The organism is Pseudomonas sp. PLB05, assembly GCF_021106615.1.
Classification (GTDB): domain Bacteria; phylum Pseudomonadota; class Gammaproteobacteria; order Pseudomonadales; family Pseudomonadaceae; genus Chryseomonas; species Chryseomonas benzopyrenica.
Window position 1 is genome coordinate 1 of the sequence record NZ_JAJOHO010000007.1, and the last position, 21,201, is coordinate 21,201.

A 21,201-nucleotide genomic window follows, 5' to 3' on the forward strand; every position below is an offset into this window, starting at 1 on the left:
CTGAACGACGAACCAACTCGATGGCTTCCCGCTTGAATTCAGGACTGTATTTCTTGCGCTTCATGAACACTCCTTCAGCTCGGTATGAGCTTACTCGAAAGTGTCCGTGCTAACGGGGTAGAACCCCGCGCTTCGGTGTGGTCTCTTTCAAAAAGGGTGGCCACTCTTCCTGGGATCGCATGTTGCGGATTGGCAACCAGCTGCACCGCGCCGGTGTGCGCGACGTGCTCAACGATCCAGAAGCGCTGGCTGCGCGGCTGCGTGCGTATGCGGCGTCCGCCGAACGCCCGGCTGCAGCTACCCGACCGCAGGCGGCGGAACGGCCGGCGCCCGCGGTGACTAACTCCGGCCAGTACCTGATGGCTTTCTGAGCCAGGGGGTCTACCGGCATGCAAGATACCGCCGGCGCTGGCATCCCGGGTGCCCCCGGCGCATCGACGTATAATGGAGTGCCTGGATTGCACCAAGACGCACCAGGTAGCAGGGCGTTTCACCGGGTCGTGGCCACTGAATCGAGCGCCCCAACCGAGCAGTTGACCGAGGTTGCGCTGCTTTATCGGACCGAGGATTTGATATGCGTTTTCTCCTGAGCATTGTCTGGACGGCCATGTGCCTCGCCTTCTTCATGAGGCTCGGCTTCGCCCTGCAGATCATGGATCCGGTGGATGTGTTTCTGGACAAGGATCGCTGCGCGGTCGTGAAGTCGTACGGTGCGTCGAGCTGCAAGGTCAGAGGCAGAGCCGAGGGCAACCTCGACGGTACCTGGACCATCACGCTGCCCGAGCCGCCACTGACGATCCAGATGCCGGACGGCCCTATGGCCTATCAGCAGCCGCATTGGCGTCTGCAGGGGGGCAACCAGACCGGTGTCGGACTGTTCGCTGGTCTGGTGATCTCTTCCCTGGCTGGGAGCTACCTGATCACCCGGCGCCGCCCTGAGCGCCAGGCCGATGGATCGCCCGCATGACCTCCCTTTCGGTTGGGTGCCCCTACGTTCTGAAGGCCGCTGAATTCCTGGCAGGTATCGGCCTCACCGTTCTGTGGCGCCCGGGCGCATCGGGCTTCATCAACCATATCGAGGTCGTTGCCGGGGCGCTGCACCTGGATCCGCGGTGCTCGATCTCGGCACTGCTGCACGAGGCTGGTCACCTGGCGCTGGTGCCGACACCCTACCGCGCGATGCTGTCCGGGGACGTCCACCGCGCGATCGGCAAGGTGTTCGACGACCCGTCGGTATCGGAGCTGCCTCCGGATCACCCGACTCTTCAAGCGCTTCTGCAGGCGAGCGACCCAGAAGCCACCGCCTGGGCCTGGGCTGCCGGCCGCCATCTGGGCGTACCGGATGAGCTGATCATCCTGGACAGGGAATACAGCGGCGGCGGCCGCGACATTCGTCTTGCTTTGGCGGCACGTCGCTACATCGGCATCCATGGCTTGATGCACGCCGGTTTCTGCGTCGTCCGCGCTACCCCTTACCGTCCATTGCCTACCTACCCCGACCTCGCGTTCTGGCTCCAGCCGTGAAGAGCCGTCCTGCGCGCCCGGCGTCGAACGCCCCGATGTTGACCTGGCGTGAGAAGCGCGATGGCCCGTCCGCCGAGGTGGCCGAGCTTCTCGGAACGCTACCGGATGCCGAGTTGGCCAAGAGACTAGGGGTCAACCGACGCTTGATCTGGAAATGGCGTACGGAGCGTGAAATTCCTTCCCCTCCGCGCGCTGCCCCAGCGCCGGCGGTCTTGAGCCCCGACCAGGTGGCGCAACTCGGCAAGCGCTCGGATGGCGAGCAGGCGCGCGAGTTCGGGTTCAGCGACTTCCAGATCCAACAGGTGCGCACGCGGCTTGGTATCCCTCGGCACGTACCGGATCGATCAGAGATGGACGCCATGCTGGGTACCGTCACGGACCTGGCGATCGGTTCGACGCTCGGCATCGCCCAACCCGTGGTCAGCAAGTTGCGTCGGGACCGTGGCATTCCGGCGACCCGCGACGCCCTGAACTGGACGGCCGAGTTGCAGGCGCTGCTACCCCTTCTATCTGACGAGGCCTTAGCCGCCCGGGCTGGCTGCGGCGTGGTGCAGATCCAGGCGATCCGCCGCGGCGAGCAGGTGCTTTCGAACAAGACGCCGCTCAGGGAAATCACCGGCCTGCTGGGTACCTGGTCAGATGAGGACCTGGCGGCGCAGCATGGAGGGACCCCTGCCCGCTATGCCAGCGCCCGTCAGCGCCGGGGTATCCCTGTGCGCCGGCGCGCACCTGAAGCACCAGCCGAATCGGTGCGATAATCCCCCCCTCCCCTACTACGTCACCGCCGCCCACTACCGATGCAGTTTTCCTCCAGCCTCCTTGCCCCTCACCAGCTCGAAGCTCGCGCCTGCATCCTGGACGGATTCAAGCGGCGAGCCCGGCTGCAGGTGCATATGGCGTGTGGGACCGGCAAGACTCAGCTTGCGCAGGGTGTCGCAGCGGCGCTCGATGCTCAAAGCATCGTCATTTTTCTACCCTCGCTCGCGCTGGTCAGCCAGACGCTGCAGGCCTAGATAAGCAACGCCGAGTTGGATCGGATCTGGAGCGCGTGCTGTGCGTCTGCAGCGACGAGAGCGTCGCCACCCTTGACGACGGATATGAGGAGCTTGCCGTTGACCGAGCTACCGGCACCGAGCACCTTGCCTTGGGCGATGATCGTTTCGCGATGATTACAATGCGGCTGGAGCACCGTCGTGTAGGGCCATGACTTTTGCTGGAACACCCTCACCACCGTGGCCGGCATCGTTTGGAACGGGCTGCTATCTCGCCCGCCGGCCTTGAGCGCCAGCACACTGGCGTTGGCTTCCTGGATCAACTGGGCTGTTACTACGCAGCTGGCCGATACGGCCCCAATGACGATGTGGTCGTAACTTGGGGTGGACATGCAGGCCTCGCTCTCGGAACAGTCGTTTGAATCACTCGCATTGGACCCCAGGCGGATCGGGCGAACATTGTTCAAGCTAAGCGAGTTGTTGTCTGCACGTGATGGCACGCCGGCGGCGCTTAATTCAAAGGTGAAAACTCAGCAGGCAGGTACACCACAGAATGCATTTCACGCAACTGCGACGCCGAGTTCTCGGGGGGCCAAACACCGTCGGCAACAGCCTGAGTGCGCACATGCAAGCGCTGCTCCAAGCTTTCGTAAGGCCAGATGTGCAGGTACCTTGGCAGAAAGCCGCTGGTGGCATAAAACGCGGCATAGACCGGTGAATACTGCACTCGAGTGCGCGGCCCTACCGCATTGCGCCATCCGGCGAGAGTCGGGGCCAGGCCGGAGGTGGTCAAGTTGTACTCGCGCAGCTCATAGAACGGGCCATGGGCGCCAGGTGCCAGCGGTTCTAGGAAGGGAAACAAGCTGTAATCATCGATGTGCTGGTGCAATACGAATTCGCCGATGCCAAAGGCATCCGCCGCCAGCAGTACCCGTTCACGCTCGGCTTGGCGCGCCTGGTTATCGATAAAGCCGCGCAACACCGCTACGGTATTTTGTGGGCCAATTTCCGACACCCAGCAGCCCATCAACTGCACCCCCGTGCCGGCCTCCGTCAAGGCGGCGCGCAAGCGTGGTAAGGCCTGGACCGGGGTACGGACGCGCAGAGTAAAACGGATCAATTCATACAAATGCATACGAGGTCTCGGACAAGCTAAAGATGGTTCCAGCGTTTCCAGCCACCTACGAGGGCGCCAGTTCGGTCGTTAACGGCAAACTATCAGGTTCATGCAGCGCTCCACTTCCTCTTTCAATAAGCTCAGCGCTCGTGCAGCACTGGCCTGACCGGCCACAGCGACACCGTACAATGTGGCGCAGCCAAGCAGGACTGCACCGGCCCGTAGACATGGTGCTTTTGCGACGTTCGCGCCGCGGCGAATACCGCAGTCCAGTAGGAGCGGGAGTTTGCCGTGCGCCACCGGTGCAATCGCGGTCAGCGCTTCCAGGCTGCTCAACGCGCCATCCAGTTGGCGTCCACCGTAATTGCTGACCACAATGCATCTAGGCCGAACGTACCGCAGCGCTCAGCATAGGCTGGACGCAGCACCTCTTTTAGCAGTAACTATTGGGCCATTGCGCGCGGGCGGGCGAAAAAATCCCGCTTCAGTGCACTGTCCATTTGCGCACAGATAAGATCATCCAACCCAACGCACGCTGCTCATCAATCGGCAAAAACAGGCGCTAATTGCGCCGACCATGGGTAAGCCCTGCGGCTACAACGCCTGCTTCAATTAGCGCGGGTTACCCGGCATGTTAAAGCGTTGTCGGAACGACAACACGCATGACTTGGCAAAGCGGCGCCGCTCCCATCCCCGTTTGCCGAGCACCATGGCATCGCTGATCACCAGCAGGGTTGCTGACCCCGGCGGCACCGGCACGGTCGAAAAAACTCTGTTTCATCTGGGCATCGCGCATCTATACCTGATACCAAGCGTTCAACCCCGCCACCTGTTCGGCGAGGGTCTCGATGGCTTAGCAGGCCACTGTGCTCAGGCAAAACGGCACCCCAACCGCAGCCGCCGCACGCGCAAGGTGCGGGTCGGCGTGCTTATGCAGCTTACCCTTGTAGCCGGTAAGGCCAATTAGAAACGGCCACAGCGGGGTGATGGTCCAAAGGGTCGTAGCCGTCCCCAGCGATTGGCTTAAAACCACCGCATGGGCGTGCAGGCGCGTAGTTTTGAGCACCTCGCGGTTGGCGCTCAGGCCCAGCTCGTCTTCGGCACCTCCCTGAAGGTATTCCCAGGCGAAATGAGGTAAGCGCTACCAGGTGAGGCCAGCCAATTCATCGACGCTGTGGACTCGGGAAAGGTTGTTGCCACGATAGAAACAGCCCACAGGCAGGCCTCAAGAAAAAAGCCCGTCGAGCATCCGGGCGACGAAAACAAAGGTCAAGCAGACTGCATAAGCGTCGCTTCACGCTGACGGGGCAAGGTGAGCAGCGTGATACTGGTCACCAGGCCAAACACCAGCAACATCACCGACACCGGCCACACCGCATGCACACTGGCAAACAACCCGGCGGCGATCAACGGCGCAAATCCGCCGGCAAAAATCGAGGCGATCTCATGCCCCAGGGCCAGCCCGGTGTAGCGCACGTGGGTGGGGAACAATTCGGCCATCAGCGCCGGCTGGGTGCCGATCATCGCCCCGTGGCTCACTGGCAAACCCAGCACCAAGGCCAGGTACACCAGCGCCGGGTCATGGGTGTCGAACAGCCAGAAGAACGGAAAGGCCAACGCCATCAGGGCCAGCGAGCCGAACAGGTACACCGCCCGGCGGCCGATGACATCCGACAGCCAGCCCCAGAACAGAATGGCGAAGGCCTCGACCACCATGGCCAGCATCACCCCCATCAGCACGGTCTGCGTGGCCAGGCCGCTGAATTTCGCGTAGGCCATGGAAAACGACAGGAAGATATACGCCCCGCCGTTTTCCGCCAGGCGCAATCCCATGGCTTGCAGCACCGCTTTGGGGTGCTCGCGCAGCACCTGCATCACCGGTAAATGCTCGCTGGCCGCCGGTTTTGCATTGCTGAAGTCACGGCTTTCCGGGAGCGAACGACGGATGTAAATCCCTACCCCGAAGATCACCACGCTGGCCAGAAACGGCACGCGCCAGCCCCAGCTCATGAATTGCTCCGCCGGCAACTGTTGCACCAGGTAGAAGGCGGCCGCCGAGAGCACAAACCCGCCGCTCACGCCCAGTTGGCTCCAGGCCGCGTAAAAGCCGGCCTTGCCCGGCGGGGCACTCTCGCTGAGCATCAAGACCCCGCCGCCCCACTCGCCGCCCGAGGCCACCCCTTGCACCAGCCGCAGCAGTACCAGCGCCAGGGGCGCCAGGTAACCGGCCTGTTCGAAGGTGGGCAGCAAGCCCATCAAGAAGGTGGCCAGGCCCATCATTGCCAGGGTAATCACCAGGGCCAGCTTGCGCCCGTGGCGATCCCCCAGATGGCCGAACAGCACCCCGCCCACCGGCCGCGCGACGAAGCCCACGGCAAAGCCGGCAAATGCGCCCAGGGTGCCGAGCACCGGGTCGGTCCCCGCCGGAAAGAACAACGGGCCAAACACCAGCGCCGCCGCCGTGCCATACAGAAAGAAGTCGTACCATTCCAGCGCATTGCCAATCACCGACGCGGTGACAATGCGGCGCAGCGGGGTTGCAGTGCTCATGGCCGGCTCCCTTACCAGACGTTCCAAGTGTAGGTGGTGTAGAAGCGGTTCTCCTTGAAGTCGCTGCCGAAGTTCTGCTGCACCAGGTAGTTCTTCCATTCAAAGCCCAGGCCCTTGAGCGGCCCGCTTTGCACCACGTAACGCACCCCCAGGTCGCGCTCGTTCTCGGTGCCGTCGGAGAGCCCGGCACGCAGGATGTCGGTGCCTTTTATGTAGCGCGCATTGACGCTCAGGCCCGGCACACCCAACGCAGCAAAGTCGTAGGCATAACCCAGCCCCACCGAGCGCTCCTGCGGGCGCATGAACGGCTGGTTGGCCCAGTTCAACAGGAAGAACTGCGGAATGTACCCATTGGGCGTTGGGAAGATGGTGCTGCCGTACATGCGCTGGTAGGCCAGGATGAACTTGTGCCCGCCCTGCGTAAGGGTGAACCCGGACGACAACGCGCGGTTGTCGACATCGCCGGCCACCGCCTTGCCGTCTTCGCTGTTGTCGAACCAGCGCACATCGGTGCGCAGTTTGAAGCCGCCGCCTAAGTCGGCTAAGTGCGTCAGGCCGTAGTACTGCTGCTTGTAGATGTCGTGCATCACCGCGTAGAAATAGCTGGCCTGCAGGTTCGGGCGCAGGTTGTAGGTGGCGCCACCGAAATCCAGGCCGTCGCTGTCGAGGTTATCGGTGGAGCCGTATTTGTAGAATTTCTCGTGGTCGGACGAATCCCGCGTCACGGCCGACCAGAAGCGCCCGCCGGTCAAGGTCAGGTTGGGAATCTCTTTGGATTCGATCACCGCGCCCTGGAACACCGTGTCCAGTTGGCGGCTGGGGTCGTGCCAGGCGATCGGCAGTTCCGGACGCATGTCGCCGATTTTCAGCTCGGTTTTCGAGTACTTCATCTTGAAGGTGGCGCCGGCGCGGCTGTACTCGTCCGGGCTGCCGTTCTTGGCGTCGTACGGCAGCGAGCCGTCGTTGCCGGTGGAATCGAAGACGTAGGCGTACTGGGCATCGAGGTCGAGGCCAAAGGCCAACGAGGTGGTGGTGTAGCCCGAGGTGAACTGCAGGTCGAAGCCTTGCGACCAGTTGCCCACCTTGTTGGTGGTGGCGCCGCTTTCGGTGAAGTTGCGGTCGAGCCAAAGGTTTTTCATGTCCACCTTCAGGTGGCTGTCTTCCAACAGGTCCGCATGGGCCGCCAAGGGTACCAAGGTCATCCCCATGACACTGGCAAAACGGATGCTGCGTGCAATGCACGAGTACAACATGTGATGCTCCTTCTCTGGCCCAGCGCGGGCCTTATAGGTGGTGAGAGCAGGTCAACAAGGTGAAACTCGGCAGGAAAGGCCACGGCGCGCTCTGGTGGCGCGGCTCATGGTCAGGCGTGGGGGTGCGGTGACCCTCGCCAGCAGCCTCGAAGGCTGCCGGCTTACTGTTCTTGATGTTGTTTTAAGCAGCGCTGCGGGTTGACTCAGAGGGCCTTTGAGGCGTCACACAAGCGATGGTAGGCACGGTTGAAATACACCAGGCCTTCGTCGGTGCCGCCGTGGCGGATGCCCTGTATTTCGCAGTAGAAAATGCTATGCGAGCCCACTTCATGCACCTGGGCCACGCGGCAGTCGAAGTTCACCAACGCCTCGACCATCGCCGGGGCGCCGGTCTCGACCGTGGTCCAGGCGGTGCTGGCGAAGCGTTCATCCATGCTCAGCGCCTTGTTGGCAAAGGCCCCGGACAAGCCCTGGTGCGAACCGGCCAGCACGTTTACACACACCACGCCGTTGGCCTTGAACTGCGCGTTGGAGTGCGAACCGCGGTTCATGCACACCAGCAAGGTGGGCGGTGAATCGGTGACGCTGCACACCGCCGAGGCGGTGAAGCCGAAGCGCCCCGCCTCGCCGTCGGTGGTGATCACCGACACCGCGCCGCCGAGCAGGGCCATGGCATTACGAAACTCTGCTACCTCAACCATGGGGGTCTCCTCAAATATCCAGCACGAGTTTTTTCGACTTGGCCCGCGAGCAACACACCAGAATCTGGTCGTTGCCGGCTTTTTCCTCGTCGGTCAGGTACACGTCACGGTGGTCCGGTTCGCCTTCGAGCACATCGCACAGGCACGTGCCGCACACGCCTTGTTCGCAAGAGATATCGATCTTGATGCCGACGGTTTTCAGCGCCTCCAGAATGCTCTGGCCTTCAGCCACCTGAACGCTTTTGCCGCTGCGCGCCGCGACCACTTCAAAGCTGGCGCCGCTGTTGTCCACCTCGACCTGGAAGTACTCCTTGTGGATGTGGCTTTCGGCATAGCCCTGGGCCTGGGCCCCGGCGATGACCCAGTCCATGAAGCCGGCCGGGCCGCATGTGTACATGTGCACGCCGGCCTGGCCCTGGCCGAGCACCGCGGGCAGGTCCAGTGCACTGCCTTCGTCGTCGAAGTGGGTGACCACATTCGCTGCAAACGGCGCGTTGGCCAGCTCCTGAAGGAACGCACTGCGGTTGCGCGAACGCCCGCAGTAGTGCAGCTCGAAGGCTTCACCGCGCTGATGCAGCGCATAGGCCATAGCGATCATCGGGGTGATGCCGATGCCACCGCCGAGCAGCAGCGAACGACGGGCGTCGCTGGCCAGCGGGAACAGGTTGCGCGGCGCGCTGATGCGCACTTCACGGCCTTCCAGCAGGGTGTCGTGCACGCCCAGCGAACCGCCGCGCGAGGCCGGGTCTTTGAGCACGCCCAGGCGGTATACGCGGGCATCGCTGGGGTCGCTGCACAGCGAGTACTGGCGCACCAGCCCTTCGCTCAGGTGAATATCCACATGCGCGCCGGCATCGAAGGCGGGCAACAGGCCGCCGTCGGCGCGGGTCAGGTCTAGCACGACGACGCCGTCGCCCTGCAGTTCGCGCTTGCGCACGATTACGTCTAACAGTTGTTCAGTCATGGCAGGTTACCTGTGAAAAACATCAGCGCATGAACAGCCCGCCGTTCACGTCCCAGGTGGCCCCGGTAGTGAAGTAGGCGTTGGGTTGTGCCAGTTGCACGATCACGTCACCGAGAAAATCCGCATCGCCCAGGCGCTGCACCGGAATGTTCGCCAGCAGCCCGGGCAGGCGCTCGGCCGGCACGGCGCTGTGCACCGCCGGCGAGTCGATCGGCCCCGGGGCGATGGCGTTGACGGTGACGCCACGGCTGGCGAATTCCTTGGCGAAGATCTTGGTCAGGGTGACGATCGCGCCCTTGCTTGCGGCGTAGTGCGCGCCGGTGGCGGTGCCGCCGTTCTGCCCGGCCAGCGAGGCCATGTTGATGATGCGCCCGTAACCCTGCTCGGCCAGGTAGGCACCGAGCACCTGGCAGCCGAGAAACACACTGCGCAGGTTCAGCCCGACCACCGCGTCGAACTCCTCGGGGGTGATCTGCATCAGCGGCGTGGTTTTGGTCACGGCGGCGTTGTTCACCACCACGTGCAAGGCACCGAAACGTGCCAGGGTAGCGGCCAGGGCCGCCTCGAACTGGGCCTTGTCGCCCACGTCCAGCTGCACCGCCAGCACCCGTTCAGCACTGGCGTCCAAGGCCTGCGCCGAGGCCTGGGCGGCGCCCAGGTCACGGTCGCTGACCACCACCTTGAAGCCGGCGGCGAGCAGGCGCGCGGCAAACCGCTGACCCAGCCCCTGCCCCGCGCCGGTCACTAACGCAACGTGATTCATGGCGCGGCCCTCAGAGGATGTAGCCGATACCGGCGAGGGTATCGTCACTGTTGATCAGGCGAATCAGCTTGCGCTGGATCGTGAAACCGCCTTCTGCGCGTACCAATTCATAGACCAGGTCGGCGCTGTAGTGCTTGAGGGTTTCCTTGCGGAACTCGCGCAGGTTCTGCGCGCAGCGCACGGTCACCGTGGCGCCGTCGTCGGCCAGCACGCGAACGCGCGAAATCGTGCGCACGGTGCGCGGCGCCGGGCTGGTGGAAATCGACTCACCGCCGGTCAACCGCTGCACACGCAGTTCGCGCATGTGGTGGTCGTCGTAGGCGTAATTGAGGGTGTTTTCGAAGTCCTCGGCCTTGGGGTCGATCGGGATGATGTACGTGCCTTTGTCGGCCCACAGGTTCAGCCAGGTGGCGTACTCGCCATGGTCGAGCATGTCGCCTTCGGTCCAGATGAACGCGGTCACTTCGTTAAGCAGTTGCAGGTTCATTTACTGGGCCTCCACCGACATCATTTTTTTCCACTGCTGGTAGGCGGCGCGCATACCGGTTTCGGCACTCACGTCGGAGACTAGGCCATCTTCACTCGCCTTCTCGCCCGGCAACCCACGGTTGAGCATGATCCACAAGTCTTCGCCGGCCTTGGCGCCCTTCTGCACGCGCTCCCAGGCTTCGGAATCGTCCGGGGTCCCAAAGCCCATCGGGCCCTGGAAGTGCTCGTGCAGGCGCAGGCGGTAACGGTTGGCCACCGCCGGGCCGCCGTCCATGGTGATCACCGAGTGGTGAATCTCGGTTTCATGCACCGAGATCGGCTGCAGCACACGGAAGAACGCCATCGAGCAGGCCACATTGGGGAACAGGTTCAGGTTGAAGCCGGTGCCACCCACCGCGCGGACAATGCGCCGTACTTGCTGCTCGTCAATGCCTTCACTGCGCAGCTCGGCGGCAAGGGTTTCGAAGCGCTCAGGGATCGGTCGGTCGAGGTCCGCTTCGAGGTCGATCAGGTCGGGGATCATCACCATCACGCTGTGGCCGTTGCCCAGGTCTTCGACATAACCCGTGCCTTCGACGAAGTCGAACAGCGCCAGGGTTTCTTCGTCCACCGAGCTCAAAAAGCTCTTGTGCACCAGCGGGAAGTGGTAAGCATCGGTGGTGTTTTCCAACTGGATTTTCCAGTTGCCAGGGAAGCGGAAGCGGTGCTCGCCCGGCACCTTGATGCCGTAGCCGGCGCCCTGCTTCATGAACAGGTCCATCCACTTTTTCGCTGGGCCCAGGAAGTCCACCAGCGGCTCGATGTCGTCTTTGAAGGTGGCGAAAATCATCCCGGCGTAACTTTCGGTGCGCAGGCTGACCAGCGGCAGTTCGCTTTTGTCGATGCAGTCGCCGTAGCTCTCCGGGTGCGGAATGCCCCGCAGCGAACCGTCCAAGGCGTAGCCCCAGCCGTGGTAAGGGCACACGAAGCTGTTGGTTTTGCCCTTCTTGTGCTCACACACGGTGGCGCCGCGGTGGCGGCAGCGGTTGAGCAGCACGTGCACGTCTTTTTTGCGGTCGCGCACCACGATCACCGGCTGCTTGCCGATGTAGGTGGTTTTATAGCTGCCGTTGTCCGGGATTTCGCTGTCGTGGGCGACCCACACCCAGGTGCTGTAGAAAATCTTCGCCAGCTCCGCGTCGAACAGCGCGGGGTCGTTGTACAGCGAGGTGTGGACGCGGTCGGGCTTTACTAGCTCAGCGGGGTCCACGGCCAGATTAGTGGCGGGAATCAGGTTACTCACGGTGTCTCCTCGCCGGCCTCGATTGGCCGGCTGCTGGTCAATTCAGTGCGTCTCGGGTACGGGTAACGGTGCCTGGCTGTTCCAGGCGCTGATGGGCCGGCCGAACAGGTTCTCGGTTTGAAAATGCGCCATACGCCACTGGCCGTGCTCGACTGCGAAGCGCACGCTCAAGCGCGCCGCGTTCAGGTGCGAGGCGCCGCTGGCAAAGGTGCTGGCTTGCAGCATCACCCAACTGCCGTGGGCGCCTTCGGCGTTCACGGTGATCAGTTCGCTGGTGAGAAAGTGCACGTTCAAGGCAAAGTGCGCCGGCGGCGTCATGTAGGTGGCGAACATGGCGCGAATCGCTGCACGACCCTGGTAGCCACCAAAGCTGCTGGCGTACTTGGCGCCCTTGCCTTCCCACACGGCGCCCTCGGTGAACAGCCCGGCCAGTTCGTCCAGCGGTGTGTGTTCATCCAGTGCGTCGCACAGCGCCATGTAGCGGTTCATGCAGGCGCGGATGGCGTGCTCGCTTTCCAGGCGGTGCAGGCGCTCGAGGTCCTGTTCATTCATGGCGATGGCCTCAGGCGCGCTGGATGATCAGCTCGCGGCCCACCCGGGCCTCGACCTTGGCGTAGCGCCACAGTTTGTACGGCCCCTCTCCCACGGCGGTGCTGCGGAACAGGTTGCAGGCGGCATGCACCGTCTCGATGTCCGGCACATCGGCCAGCAGGTAGGTGGTCCAGGGGAAGCCATCGGACGGCCCGACCATGCTCTGGTCGTCATCCATGTTGCCCAGCACGTTTACTCCGGCCAGGTCGTGGATACCGTTCCACATGGCGCTGAACGCGCCCCACACCTGCAGTTGCTCGTCACGCGGGGCGTCGAAGAAGTTCTGGTTGATGCCCATGCAGAACAGCACGCGCAACGGTTTTTTCTCGCTCATGGGAGAGTCCTCAAAAAAGTTACAGGTAGCCCGGCAGGGGCGGTTTGCCGAAGAACATCGCGCCGGCGTTTTGATAGGTCACATCGCCCATGAAGGCGTGCTGGGTCACCACCTGGGCATCGTTGACACAGCGCGCCAGGGGGCTGCTGTGGTACACGCCGCTCATGCCCGAAAGCATCTGTGCGCTGCGTGCAACCTGCGCCGCGACACGGGTGGCGTGGGTTGAGGACAAGCGCAGCAGGTTGGTGACCGCCACCGGTACCGGGTCGCCGGCCAGCACGTGAGCCCAGGCCTGCTCGATGGCCTCGTAGAAAAACGCCCGGGCGGCGCGCAGGTCGGCCTCGGCCTTGGCCACCTCCACTTGCGCCAGCGGACGGTCGGCCAGCGCCGGGGCGCCGGTCACGGAAATGCGCCCGCTGGCCATGCCGGCCAGTTCGTCCAGCGCCGCGCGGGCCACGCCCAGGCCCACCACTGAAAGCACTTGCGTGGCGAACGACAACGACGGGTAACGGAAGAACGGCTCGTCCAGGTTAGGCTTGCCGCCGCGTACAAACGTCCAGTCCTCAGGGACAAACACGTCCTCGACCACCAGGTCGTGGCTGCCGGTGCCGAGCAGGCCCACGGTGTCCCAGGTGGCATCGATGCGCGCGCTGGCTTGCGGCATGACCGCCAGGCGCGGCAGGTCGAGGGTGTCGCCGTTTTTCGGGGCGATGCCGACGCCGACCAGATCGGCGCCCATCGAGCCGCTGGAGTACTTCCAACGGCCGTTGACCGTGAAACCACCGGGCACGGCCTCGGCCGGCTGCGGCGGGAAGATCCCGCCGGCAAACACTGTGTCCGGGCTGTTGCCATAGAGGTGCGCAATGGTGTCCAGCGGCAATGCGGCCAGGTACACCGGGCTCATGCCAAAGCTGGCTACCCAACCGGCCGAGCCGTCGGCGTGGGCGATGCGTTCGATCATTTCGCAGAACTGCGCGGGTGAACACTCCAACCCGCCAAAGCGCGCCGGCACCAGGGCGCGGTAGACGCCGTGGGCCTTGAAGGCCTCGATCACATCCGCGGAAATATGCCGCTGGCGGTCGAACTCGCCACGGCGGGCGCGTTCACGCACATTATTCAGCAGTGCTTCAAAGGCCGGGCCGCTGGCCAATAAGGCGACGGCGGGGGCCGGCGCACTGAGCGAATTCATGTTGAGCTCCATCGTTACGCTACAGGTTCAGTACAGGCGCGCGAGCAACAGGCTCGCCGCCGCCAGCAGGGCTTCATCAGCGCCCTGGCGGCCAATCAGTTGCAGGCCCACCGGCAGGCCTTCAGGGCTGCCCAGCGGGATGCTCAGTGCCGGGTGGCCGCTGAGGTTGAACGGCCGCACGAAGGCGGTCATGCTTAGGACGGCGCGGGTGTCGGCGGCGTCTTCCAGGCGCAGGGGGAAGTCCGGCATGGTCGGCAGCGCCAGCACGTCGTACTGCGCCAGCGCCGCGTCTACCTCGGCAGTGAAACGCGCGCGGACGGCTTCGGCCTCGGCCAGCGCGGCGTCAGTGGTGGAGCCTGCCGCTTCAAGACGGCCGGCGACATCGGCCGCCACCTTGCCGGTGGTCAGCAACGGGGCGCAGGCCTCGAAGGTTTCGCGGTTGATGACCACCATGCCGGCGGCATAGGCGGCGTCAAAACTGGGCAGGGTGACCATGTGCAATGCCTGGCCGGAGCGCTCCAGCGCTTGGCTGACCACCGCCTGTACCGGCGCACTGGCGGTGACCTGCAGCACACCGATCCGCAGCGCCGTGGGCGCGGCCTGGGCCTGCCAGCGCGGGTCGATGGCGGCCATGGCGGTCTCCAGCATCGCCAGGCTGTTGGCAAACGGCCCGACGCAATCCAGGCTGCTGTGAGTCGGCATGACGCCCTGGCGGCTGACCCGACCGAAGCTCGGCTTGAAGCCGAACACACCGCAGCAGCACGCCGGAATACGCACCGAGCCACCGGTGTCGGTGCCCAGGGTGAAATCGGCCAGTCCGGCGGCCACGGCGGCGGCCGAACCACTTGAGGAACCGCCTGGAATGCGCCCGGGGAAACGTGGGTTGGCGGCGGTGCCGGTGTACCGATTGATGCCGGTGGTGCCAAAGGCCAGCTCGTGCAAGCTGGTTTTACCGACCAACTGGCAGCCCGCCGCCAACAGGTGTTCAACCACCTCGGCATGGGCGCTGGCAGGTGCAGCGTTTTCCAGCGCACGGCTGCTGGCTCGGGTGGGGCTGCCGGCGACATCCAGGGTGTCCTTGACCATCACCCGAGGGCCGCTGCCGCCCAGGGAAAGTTGCGCTACCACGATTGCCATGCGGGCCTCTCATCACTGATCCATTGCCAGGGCGTGCTCCCCGGCCTTTTTCCAACATCAGGCAAAATTACGTGAATCGTCAACTGATTTTTCAATGGAATATTCAACTCCAAAATGGTGCAGAAAAACCGCCAAGGCACCGTAACCGCGCATTTTCGGAAATAATTAAAAACGACAGTTGAATAGCTTTAAGTCATTGATAAATAAGTAATTTATTTAAAAGCAACATCGTTTTGAATGGATTTTGCGTTGACGAACGGCGTACCACAGACGCAGATTCCAGCCCCACAACGCCCCTCTAAAAATAATTTTCAGGCGTGAAAAAATCACTTTAAAAATAATCAAAAAACAGACAAAAAAGCGCCTACAAAGCGTGTAATTCCCGGCCTTTCGGCCTCCCTGCCCTTACGCGTTCAGCCCCTGTGTTTCAGCGCCGGCCCAGCACCCTGCTCGCCAAACGCTGGCATGCAACCTGCTATCGCCCCTTCACCACACCGGGCTATTCGTCGCCCACGCCGCCTTGCCCTGATGGAGAGCCTTATGAAGAAACTGATGACCGCCGCCCTGTTGTCTGGCGCCGCCGGCCTGGCGCTTGGCTGGGCCGCGCCCAGTGTTGCCGAGGTAAAAATCGGCGTGATCACCTCCGCCAGTGGCCCGATTGCCCTGGTGGGCATTCCGCAGAAAAACAGCGTGGCGCTGATGCCCACGCAGATCGGCGACCAAACCGTGCGCTACATCACCCTGGATGACGGCAGCGACCCCACCGCCTCGGTAAAAGCCTTCAAGAAGCTGATCGACGAAGAGCACGTTGACGCCATCATCGGCCCCAGCGGCTCGCCCAATGCCATGGGGGTGATTCAGTTCGCCGCCGAAAGCGGCACGCCGATGCTCGCCCCGGTCGGCACCGCCGCCGTGGTGCTGCCGATGACCGAGCAGAAGAAGTGGGTGTTCAAAACCACCCAGAACGACGACCTGATCGCCCAGGCACTGGTGCAGAACATGGTCCAGCGCGGGGTGAAAACCCTGGGGTTCATCGGCACCGCCGACCCGTACGGAGAAAACTGGGCCAAGGTGATGGGCGCCCTTGCCGAGAAAAACGGCATCAAACTGGTCGCCAGTGAGCGCTTCCAGCGCCAGGACACCTCGGTGACCGGGCAGAGCTTGAAAATCCTCATGGCCCGCCCGGATGCCGTGCTGGTCGCTGCGCCGGGCAGCTCCTCGGTGATGCCGCAAACCACACTGTTCGACCAAGGCTACAAAGGCCAGATGTACCAGACCCACGGCGCCGCGCTGGACGCGTTTCTGCAACTGGGCGGCAAGAAGGTCGAGGGCACCATTCTGGCCGCCAGCCTGATGCTGGTGCTGGACGAAATGCCCGACAGCCACCCGTCCAAGGCCATCGCTCAGGGCTACGTGGACGCTTACAAGAAGGCCTATGGGCAAGCCCCGGCCACGTTCGGTGCGAATGTCTATGACGCCGGCCTGTTGCTGGAAAAGGCCATCCCCTCTGCCGAAAAAACCGCCCAGCCGGGCACTCCGCAGTTCCGCGCGGCGCTGCGTGATGCCCTGGAAAACACCCACGAGCTAGCCGCCACCCAAGGCGTCTATAACATGAGCCCTGCCGACCACAGCGGCTTCGATGAACGCGGCCGCGAGCTGATCACCGTGAAGAACGGCCAGTGGGTGTTGCTCAAGTAATTGCCGCAAGCGGTTGGAGACTGTGTTGTCATGAATGCTCAAATAGCCCTGCTGCTCGGCCAGGACGGCATCACCAACGGCGCCATTTACGCGCTGCTGGCGTTGTCGATTCTGCTGGTGTTCAGCGTCACCCGCATCTTGCTGATCCCGCAGGGTGAATTCGTCACCTACGGCGCGCTGACCATGGCCGCCGTGCAAGCCGGTAAACCCACCCCGCTGGCCTGGTTGCTGCTGGTACTCACCGCGGTGCAGTGCCTGCTGGAGCTTACCGCCAGCTACCGGGCCGGCCGCGGACTGCGGGTCACCCCCGGCATGCTCGGCTCACTGGCGTTTGCCGCACTGGTGACGCTGGCGGTGTACCAGTTGCCATTGGCCGAGTTGCCACTGGCCGCACAAGCGTTGCTGACCTTGTGCCTGGTGGTGCCGCTGGGCCCGCGCCTGTACCGGCTGTTCTTTCAACCGATTGCCGGCGCAACGCCCCTGGTGCTGTTGATCGTGTCGATTGCCGTGCACGTGGCGATGGTCGGTATCGGCCTGCTGCTGTTCGGCCCGGAGGGGGCGCGTACCACGCCGTTCTCCCAGGCCAGCTTCAGCCTGGCCGACATCCCGCTGAACAGCCAGGCCCTGTGGGTGCTGGCGTTGTCGCTGATGCTGATCATCGCGCTGTTCCTGTTCTTCGGCCGCAGCCTCTACGGCAAGGCCCTGCAGGCCACTGCGGTGAACCGTAACGGCGCACGGCTGATGGGTATCTCGCCAGAGCTCGCCGGCAAGGCTAGCTTCGGCCTGGCCAGTTTCATCGGCGGTTTGTCTGGCATTTTGATTGCGCCGATCACAACGCTGTATTTCGATTCGGGCTTCATCATCAGCCTCAAGGGCTTCGTGGGCGCCATCATCGGTGGCCTGGTGAGCTACCCGCTGGCGGCATTGGGCGCGGTCGCGGTCGGGCTGGTGGAAGCCTTCTCCATGTTCTGGGCTAGCAACTTCAAAGAGGTCATTGTGTTTACCCTAATCATCCCCTTCCTGCTGTGGCGTTCGTTGCGCAGCCATCACGTGGAGGAAGAGGCATGAACCCGCGCCTGCTAATTCCGCTGTCTATCGCCCTGTTGCTGGTGGCGCCCTGGGTGCTGCCCAGTTACCCGATCACCCTGCTCAACTACATTGGCCTGTACGCGCTGGTGGTGCTTGGCCTGGTGCTGCTCACCGGCGTAGGCGGCATGACCAGCTTTGGCCAGGCCGCGTTCGTCGGCCTGGGCGCGTACACCAGCGCGGTGCTGACCACCAGCACTCAACTGCCGGCGTGGCTGGCCTGGGCCGGCGGCTCGCCGTGGCTGGCGCTGGTGCTGGCGCTGTTGCTCACCGGTGTGGTCGCTCTGCTGCTGGGCGCCTTGACGCTGAAACTGTCTGGCCACTACCTGCCGCTGGGCACCATCGCCTGGGGGCTGTCGCTGTACTACCTGTTCGGCACCCTCGATGGCCTGGGTGGGCAAACCGGGATAACCGACTTGCCCGCGATCAGCCTGTTCGGCGTGCTGCTGGATAAAGGCGAAAAGCGTTTTTATCTGGTCTGGGCGGTGCTGCTGGCGGCCGTGCTGATAACCCGCAACCTGCTCGACTCGCGCCAGGGCCGGGCGATTCGCGCGCTCAAGGGCGGCCAGGTGATGGCCGAGTCCATGGGGGTGAACACCTTTCGCGCCAAGCTGGTGATTTTCGTCACCGCCGCGCTGTTCGCCGCCACCTCGGGCTGGCTGTACGCGCACACCCAGCGCTTTGTGAATCCGACGCCGTTCGGCCTGAGCATGGGCATCGACTACCTGTTCATGGCGCTGATCGGCGGCGTGGGTAGCGTCTGGGGCGCCCTGCTCGGTGCCGGCGTGCTGACCCTGCTCAAGCAGTGGCTGCAAGACCTGCTGCCGCTGCTGCTGGGCAGCCAGGGCAACTATGAAAGCATCGTGTTTGGCCTGGCCATTGTGCTGATGATGCAGCGCTTGCCTGGCGGGCTGTGGTCGCTGCTGGTGCGCCTGGCCAAAGGCCGGCCACGCCAGGCCCCGGCGCTTGACCCGCAAGCCCTCGCACCGCGCCAGCAACCGGCGCGCGGCGAGTTGATTCTGCACGCCCGCCAGGTGACCCGCCAGTTCGGCGGCCTGGTGGCCAACAAGGACATGAACCTGAGCCTGCACGCCGGGGAGATTCTGGCGTTGATCGGCCCCAACGGCGCCGGCAAAAGCACCTTGTTCAATCAGTTGTCTGGCGTCGATGTGCCCACCTCGGGCGATGTGCTGTTCATGGGCCAGCGCATCAACGGCCTGCCCTCACGGCACATCGCCCGCTTGGGCATGAGCCGCACCTTCCAGCATGTGAAGCTGCTGCCGAGCATGAGCGTGCTGGAGAACGTCGCCATCGGCGCCCACTTGCGCGCCAGTGGCGGCGTACTGGCGAGCTTCGCGCACCTGGAGCGCAACGAGGAAGCGCGGCTGCTCAGCGAAGCGCGCCGGCAACTGGAGCGCGTGGGGCTGGGCGAGTACCTGTTCGAAGAGGCCGGCAGCCTGGCGCTGGGCCAACAACGCATTCTGGAGATCGCCCGCGCGCTGTGTGCCGACCCCTGCCTGCTGCTGCTCGATGAGCCCGCCGCCGGCCTGCGCCATAAAGAGAAAGAAGCCCTGGCCGCGCTGCTCAGCCGCCTGCGCGATGAAGGCATTGCAATTCTGCTAGTTGAGCACGACATGGACTTCGTCATGGGCCTAGTCGACCGCATCACCGTGATGGAATTCGGCCAGAAGATTGCCGAAGGCCTGCCAGAGACCATTCAAACCGACCCGGCGGTTTTGCAAGCCTACCTCGGCGTGGAGTGACGCGATGAACAACGTAGCCAACCCCCTGTTGGATGTCAGCGACCTGAGCGTGGCGTATGGCAAGGTCGAAGCCTTGAGCAACGCCAGCCTGCGCGTGGGCCAGGGGCAGATCGTTACGGTGATCGGCCCCAATGGCGCCGGCAAGACCACCCTGCTCTCGGCGATCATGGGCGTGCTCGGCTCACGCGGCCAGGTTCACTTCGATGGCCGGCTGGAGGCGGTACCGGAGGTAGAAGTGCTGGTCGGCCGCGGCCTGGGCCTGGTGCCGGAGAAACGCGAGCTGTTTTCCAGCATGAGCGTGGAAGACAACCTCAAGCTCGGCGGCTTCCTGCGTTACCGGCGTGGCGAGCGTTACCTGGACGCCAGCCTGATGGAAATCTACAGCCTGTTCCCGCGCCTGCTGGAACGGCGCAAACAAGCCGCCGCGACGTTATCGGGCGGCGAGCGGCAAATGCTCGCGGTCGGCCGCGCACTGATGGCCAAGCCCAAGCTGCTGATGCTCGATGAGCCCAGCCTGGGCCTGGCGCCGCTGATCACCCGGGAGATTTTCCGCATCATCGCGCAACTGCGCGCCAGCGGCGTGTCAATTCTGCTGGTCGAGCAAAACGCCCGCGCCGCCTTGAAGGTGGCGGACTACGCCTATGTGCTGGAAACCGGCCAGGTGGCCATGCACGGCCCCGCCGCGCAACTGGCCGACGACCCACGGGTGATCGACGCCTACCTGGGCGCGGCGAGCAAACACCAAACCATGCTGGCCAGCTAAGGATTGCCTATGAACAGCCCCGCTACACCCCGCGTGTGCATCGTCGGTGCCGGCGCCATTGGCTGCACCCTCGCCGCCCGGCTGGCGGCCAGCGGCCAGCCGGTGAACCTGCTAACACGCGGCGACACCCTGGAGGCCATCCGCGCCCACGGCATTCACCTCAGCGACCGCGGCGGCGAGCACCAGGTGCAGGTCAATGCCGCCAGCGCCCCCACAGTGTTCGGTGAGCAAGACCTGGTCTTTCTCTGCACCAAGGCGCCAGCGCTGGCCAGCTTGCTACCCACCCTGACGCCGTTGATGGGGCCCGACACCGTGGTGGTGCCGCTGGTCAATGGCGTGCCCTGGTGGTACTTCCATGGCGATAGCGGGCGCTTTACCGGCAGCCACGTTGAAGCGGTCGACCCCGGTGGCGCGCTCAGCGCCGCGCTCGACCTCAAGCATGTGCTCGGCGCGGTGGTGTTCATCACCGCCGAAGTGCTCGCCCCCGGGCGGGTGCAGGCGCCCAACCCGCACCTGATGATGCTCGGCGAGCCGGACAACCAGCAGAGCCCCCGCCTGGCCCAGGTGTGTGCGCTACTGGAACGCGCGGGCATCGAAGCCCGCGCCAGCGAACGCATCCGCGATGCCCTGTGGACCAAGATCATTGCCAACCTCACCTCCAACCCGCTGTCGGTGGTCACCGGCGCCACCCTGGCGCAGCTGTATGGTGAGCCAGAACTGAAAAGCGTGGTGAGCAAGGTGCTCAACGAAGCTCTACTCACGGCAGCGGCGTACGGCGCGCGGGTGAGCATCGACCCGCCCAGCTTCATGGAGCTGGGCGCCGGCATGGGCGCGGTGCGTACCTCGATGCTGCAAGACTACGAACAGGGCCGCGCCTTGGAACTGGCGGCGATTGGCGATGCAGTGGTGGAGCTGGCCGAGCGCCAGGGCCTGGGCATGCCGGTCACACGCGACATCTTAAACCTGGCGCGTTTTCGCAGCCAGCCTGCCCACTGATCAAAAGGC

The 21,201-nt window shown here is 63.9% G+C and carries 25 protein-coding genes; 10 read left to right on the forward strand and 15 right to left on the reverse strand.

Going from position 1 to position 21,201, the window contains the following annotated elements; translation table 11 throughout:
- Positions 1–574: 574 nt before the first annotated feature.
- From LRS53_RS22845 to LRS53_RS22860, 4 genes are read left to right on the forward strand one after another with little or no spacing between them, the layout of a single operon-like run.
- Positions 575–967, forward strand: a complete 393-nt coding sequence (locus LRS53_RS22845) for a hypothetical protein (protein ID WP_231357421.1) — start codon at positions 575–577, stop codon at positions 965–967.
- Positions 964–1,524 carry a hypothetical protein gene (locus LRS53_RS22850; RefSeq protein ID WP_231357422.1) on the forward strand — a complete coding sequence of 187 codons (561 nt, stop codon included), beginning with the start codon at positions 964–966 and terminating at the stop codon, positions 1,522–1,524. The genes LRS53_RS22845 and LRS53_RS22850 overlap by 4 nt, the downstream gene beginning before the upstream one ends.
- A 35-nt stretch (positions 1,525–1,559) precedes the next feature.
- Entirely contained in the window at positions 1,560–2,282 is a 723-nt protein-coding gene (locus tag LRS53_RS22855; protein ID WP_231357423.1) for a hypothetical protein, read from the forward strand.
- A 39-nt stretch (positions 2,283–2,321) separates the two neighbouring features.
- Positions 2,322–2,537 (forward strand): DEAD/DEAH box helicase family protein, encoded by a 216-nt coding sequence (locus LRS53_RS22860; RefSeq protein WP_177344860.1) that lies wholly within the window; start codon positions 2,322–2,324, stop codon positions 2,535–2,537.
- On the opposite strand, the gene LRS53_RS22865 is transcribed toward LRS53_RS22860, so the two are convergent.
- The 3 genes from LRS53_RS22865 to LRS53_RS22875 all read right to left on the reverse strand — a co-directional run bounded on the left by LRS53_RS22865 (position 2,534) and on the right by LRS53_RS22875 (position 4,008).
- Positions 2,534–2,908: a GMC family oxidoreductase N-terminal domain-containing protein gene (locus LRS53_RS22865; RefSeq protein ID WP_093257316.1), complete on the reverse strand. Its 375-nt coding sequence runs from the start codon at positions 2,906–2,908 to the stop codon at positions 2,534–2,536. The two genes, LRS53_RS22860 and LRS53_RS22865, sit on opposite strands and share 4 nt — an antisense overlap.
- Before the next feature lie 119 nt (positions 2,909–3,027).
- Entirely contained in the window at positions 3,028–3,651 is a 624-nt protein-coding gene (locus LRS53_RS22870) for an NIPSNAP family protein (protein ID WP_093257318.1), read from the reverse strand.
- A 69-nt stretch (positions 3,652–3,720) separates the two neighbouring features.
- On the reverse strand, positions 3,721–4,008 hold the full coding sequence (locus LRS53_RS22875) for an alpha-hydroxy-acid oxidizing protein (protein WP_231357424.1): 288 nt from the start codon (positions 4,006–4,008) through the stop codon (positions 3,721–3,723).
- A 334-nt stretch (positions 4,009–4,342) separates the two neighbouring features.
- On the opposite strand from LRS53_RS22875, the gene LRS53_RS22880 reads away from it, so the two are divergent.
- Positions 4,343–4,600 carry a hypothetical protein gene (locus LRS53_RS22880; RefSeq protein ID WP_143075327.1) on the forward strand — a complete coding sequence of 86 codons (258 nt, stop codon included), beginning with the start codon at positions 4,343–4,345 and terminating at the stop codon, positions 4,598–4,600.
- On the opposite strand, the gene LRS53_RS24090 is transcribed toward LRS53_RS22880, so the two are convergent.
- From LRS53_RS24090 to LRS53_RS22935, 12 genes are all read right to left on the reverse strand, one after another.
- Complete coding sequence (locus tag LRS53_RS24090) at positions 4,487–4,723, reverse strand: alpha-hydroxy-acid oxidizing protein (RefSeq protein WP_371913903.1); 237 nt, start codon at positions 4,721–4,723, stop codon at positions 4,487–4,489. The genes LRS53_RS22880 and LRS53_RS24090 overlap by 114 nt on opposite strands.
- A gap of 179 nt (positions 4,724–4,902) precedes the next feature.
- Positions 4,903–6,183, reverse strand: coding sequence for an MFS transporter (locus tag LRS53_RS22885; RefSeq protein ID WP_093257320.1), 1,281 nt, complete (start codon positions 6,181–6,183; stop codon positions 4,903–4,905).
- Positions 6,184–6,194: 11 nt separating this feature from the next.
- Positions 6,195–7,436 (reverse strand): OprD family outer membrane porin, encoded by a 1,242-nt coding sequence (locus LRS53_RS22890; protein ID WP_093257322.1) that lies wholly within the window; start codon positions 7,434–7,436, stop codon positions 6,195–6,197.
- Between the two features lie 203 nt (positions 7,437–7,639).
- The gene (locus LRS53_RS22895) at positions 7,640–8,137 is read right to left on the reverse strand and encodes a flavin reductase (RefSeq protein ID WP_093257324.1); all 498 of its coding nucleotides are present in this window, start codon (positions 8,135–8,137) and stop codon (positions 7,640–7,642) included.
- Positions 8,138–8,147: 10 nt separating this feature from the next.
- Positions 8,148–9,101 (reverse strand): PDR/VanB family oxidoreductase, encoded by a 954-nt coding sequence (locus LRS53_RS22900; protein WP_093257326.1) that lies wholly within the window; start codon positions 9,099–9,101, stop codon positions 8,148–8,150.
- A 22-nt stretch (positions 9,102–9,123) separates the two neighbouring features.
- Entirely contained in the window at positions 9,124–9,864 is a 741-nt protein-coding gene (locus LRS53_RS22905) for an SDR family NAD(P)-dependent oxidoreductase (RefSeq protein ID WP_093257328.1), read from the reverse strand.
- A 10-nt stretch (positions 9,865–9,874) separates the two neighbouring features.
- Positions 9,875–10,351, reverse strand: coding sequence for an aromatic-ring-hydroxylating dioxygenase subunit beta (locus tag LRS53_RS22910; protein WP_093257330.1), 477 nt, complete (start codon positions 10,349–10,351; stop codon positions 9,875–9,877).
- The gene (locus LRS53_RS22915; RefSeq protein ID WP_093257332.1) at positions 10,352–11,635 is read right to left on the reverse strand and encodes an aromatic ring-hydroxylating oxygenase subunit alpha; all 1,284 of its coding nucleotides are present in this window, start codon (positions 11,633–11,635) and stop codon (positions 10,352–10,354) included.
- A gap of 42 nt (positions 11,636–11,677) precedes the next feature.
- Positions 11,678–12,187 carry a nuclear transport factor 2 family protein gene (locus LRS53_RS22920; protein WP_093257334.1) on the reverse strand — a complete coding sequence of 170 codons (510 nt, stop codon included), beginning with the start codon at positions 12,185–12,187 and terminating at the stop codon, positions 11,678–11,680.
- A gap of 10 nt (positions 12,188–12,197) precedes the next feature.
- Complete coding sequence (locus LRS53_RS22925) at positions 12,198–12,560, reverse strand: IacB protein (protein ID WP_093257337.1); 363 nt, start codon at positions 12,558–12,560, stop codon at positions 12,198–12,200.
- Between the two features lie 19 nt (positions 12,561–12,579).
- Entirely contained in the window at positions 12,580–13,749 is a 1,170-nt protein-coding gene (gene iacA, locus LRS53_RS22930; protein WP_093257342.1) for an indole-3-acetate monooxygenase, read from the reverse strand.
- A 27-nt stretch (positions 13,750–13,776) separates the two neighbouring features.
- Positions 13,777–14,886: an amidase gene (locus LRS53_RS22935; protein WP_093257345.1), complete on the reverse strand. Its 1,110-nt coding sequence runs from the start codon at positions 14,884–14,886 to the stop codon at positions 13,777–13,779.
- A gap of 540 nt (positions 14,887–15,426) precedes the next feature.
- Here LRS53_RS22935 and LRS53_RS22940 point away from each other — a divergent pair.
- From LRS53_RS22940 to LRS53_RS22960, 5 genes are read left to right on the forward strand one after another with little or no spacing between them, the layout of a single operon-like run.
- Positions 15,427–16,584: an ABC transporter substrate-binding protein gene (locus tag LRS53_RS22940; RefSeq protein ID WP_231357425.1), complete on the forward strand. Its 1,158-nt coding sequence runs from the start codon at positions 15,427–15,429 to the stop codon at positions 16,582–16,584.
- Positions 16,585–16,614: 30 nt separating this feature from the next.
- Positions 16,615–17,652: a branched-chain amino acid ABC transporter permease gene (locus tag LRS53_RS22945; protein ID WP_093257349.1), complete on the forward strand. Its 1,038-nt coding sequence runs from the start codon at positions 16,615–16,617 to the stop codon at positions 17,650–17,652.
- A complete protein-coding gene (locus tag LRS53_RS22950) occupies positions 17,649–19,433 on the forward strand; it encodes a branched-chain amino acid ABC transporter ATP-binding protein/permease (RefSeq protein WP_093257352.1) in 1,785 nt (594 codons plus the stop codon). Before LRS53_RS22945 ends, LRS53_RS22950 begins: the two co-directional genes overlap by 4 nt.
- 4 nt (positions 19,434–19,437) lie before the next feature.
- Entirely contained in the window at positions 19,438–20,196 is a 759-nt protein-coding gene (locus LRS53_RS22955) for an ABC transporter ATP-binding protein (RefSeq protein ID WP_093257353.1), read from the forward strand.
- Between the two features lie 9 nt (positions 20,197–20,205).
- Entirely contained in the window at positions 20,206–21,192 is a 987-nt protein-coding gene (locus LRS53_RS22960; RefSeq protein ID WP_093257356.1) for a ketopantoate reductase family protein, read from the forward strand.
- Positions 21,193–21,201: the final 9 nt, after the last annotated feature.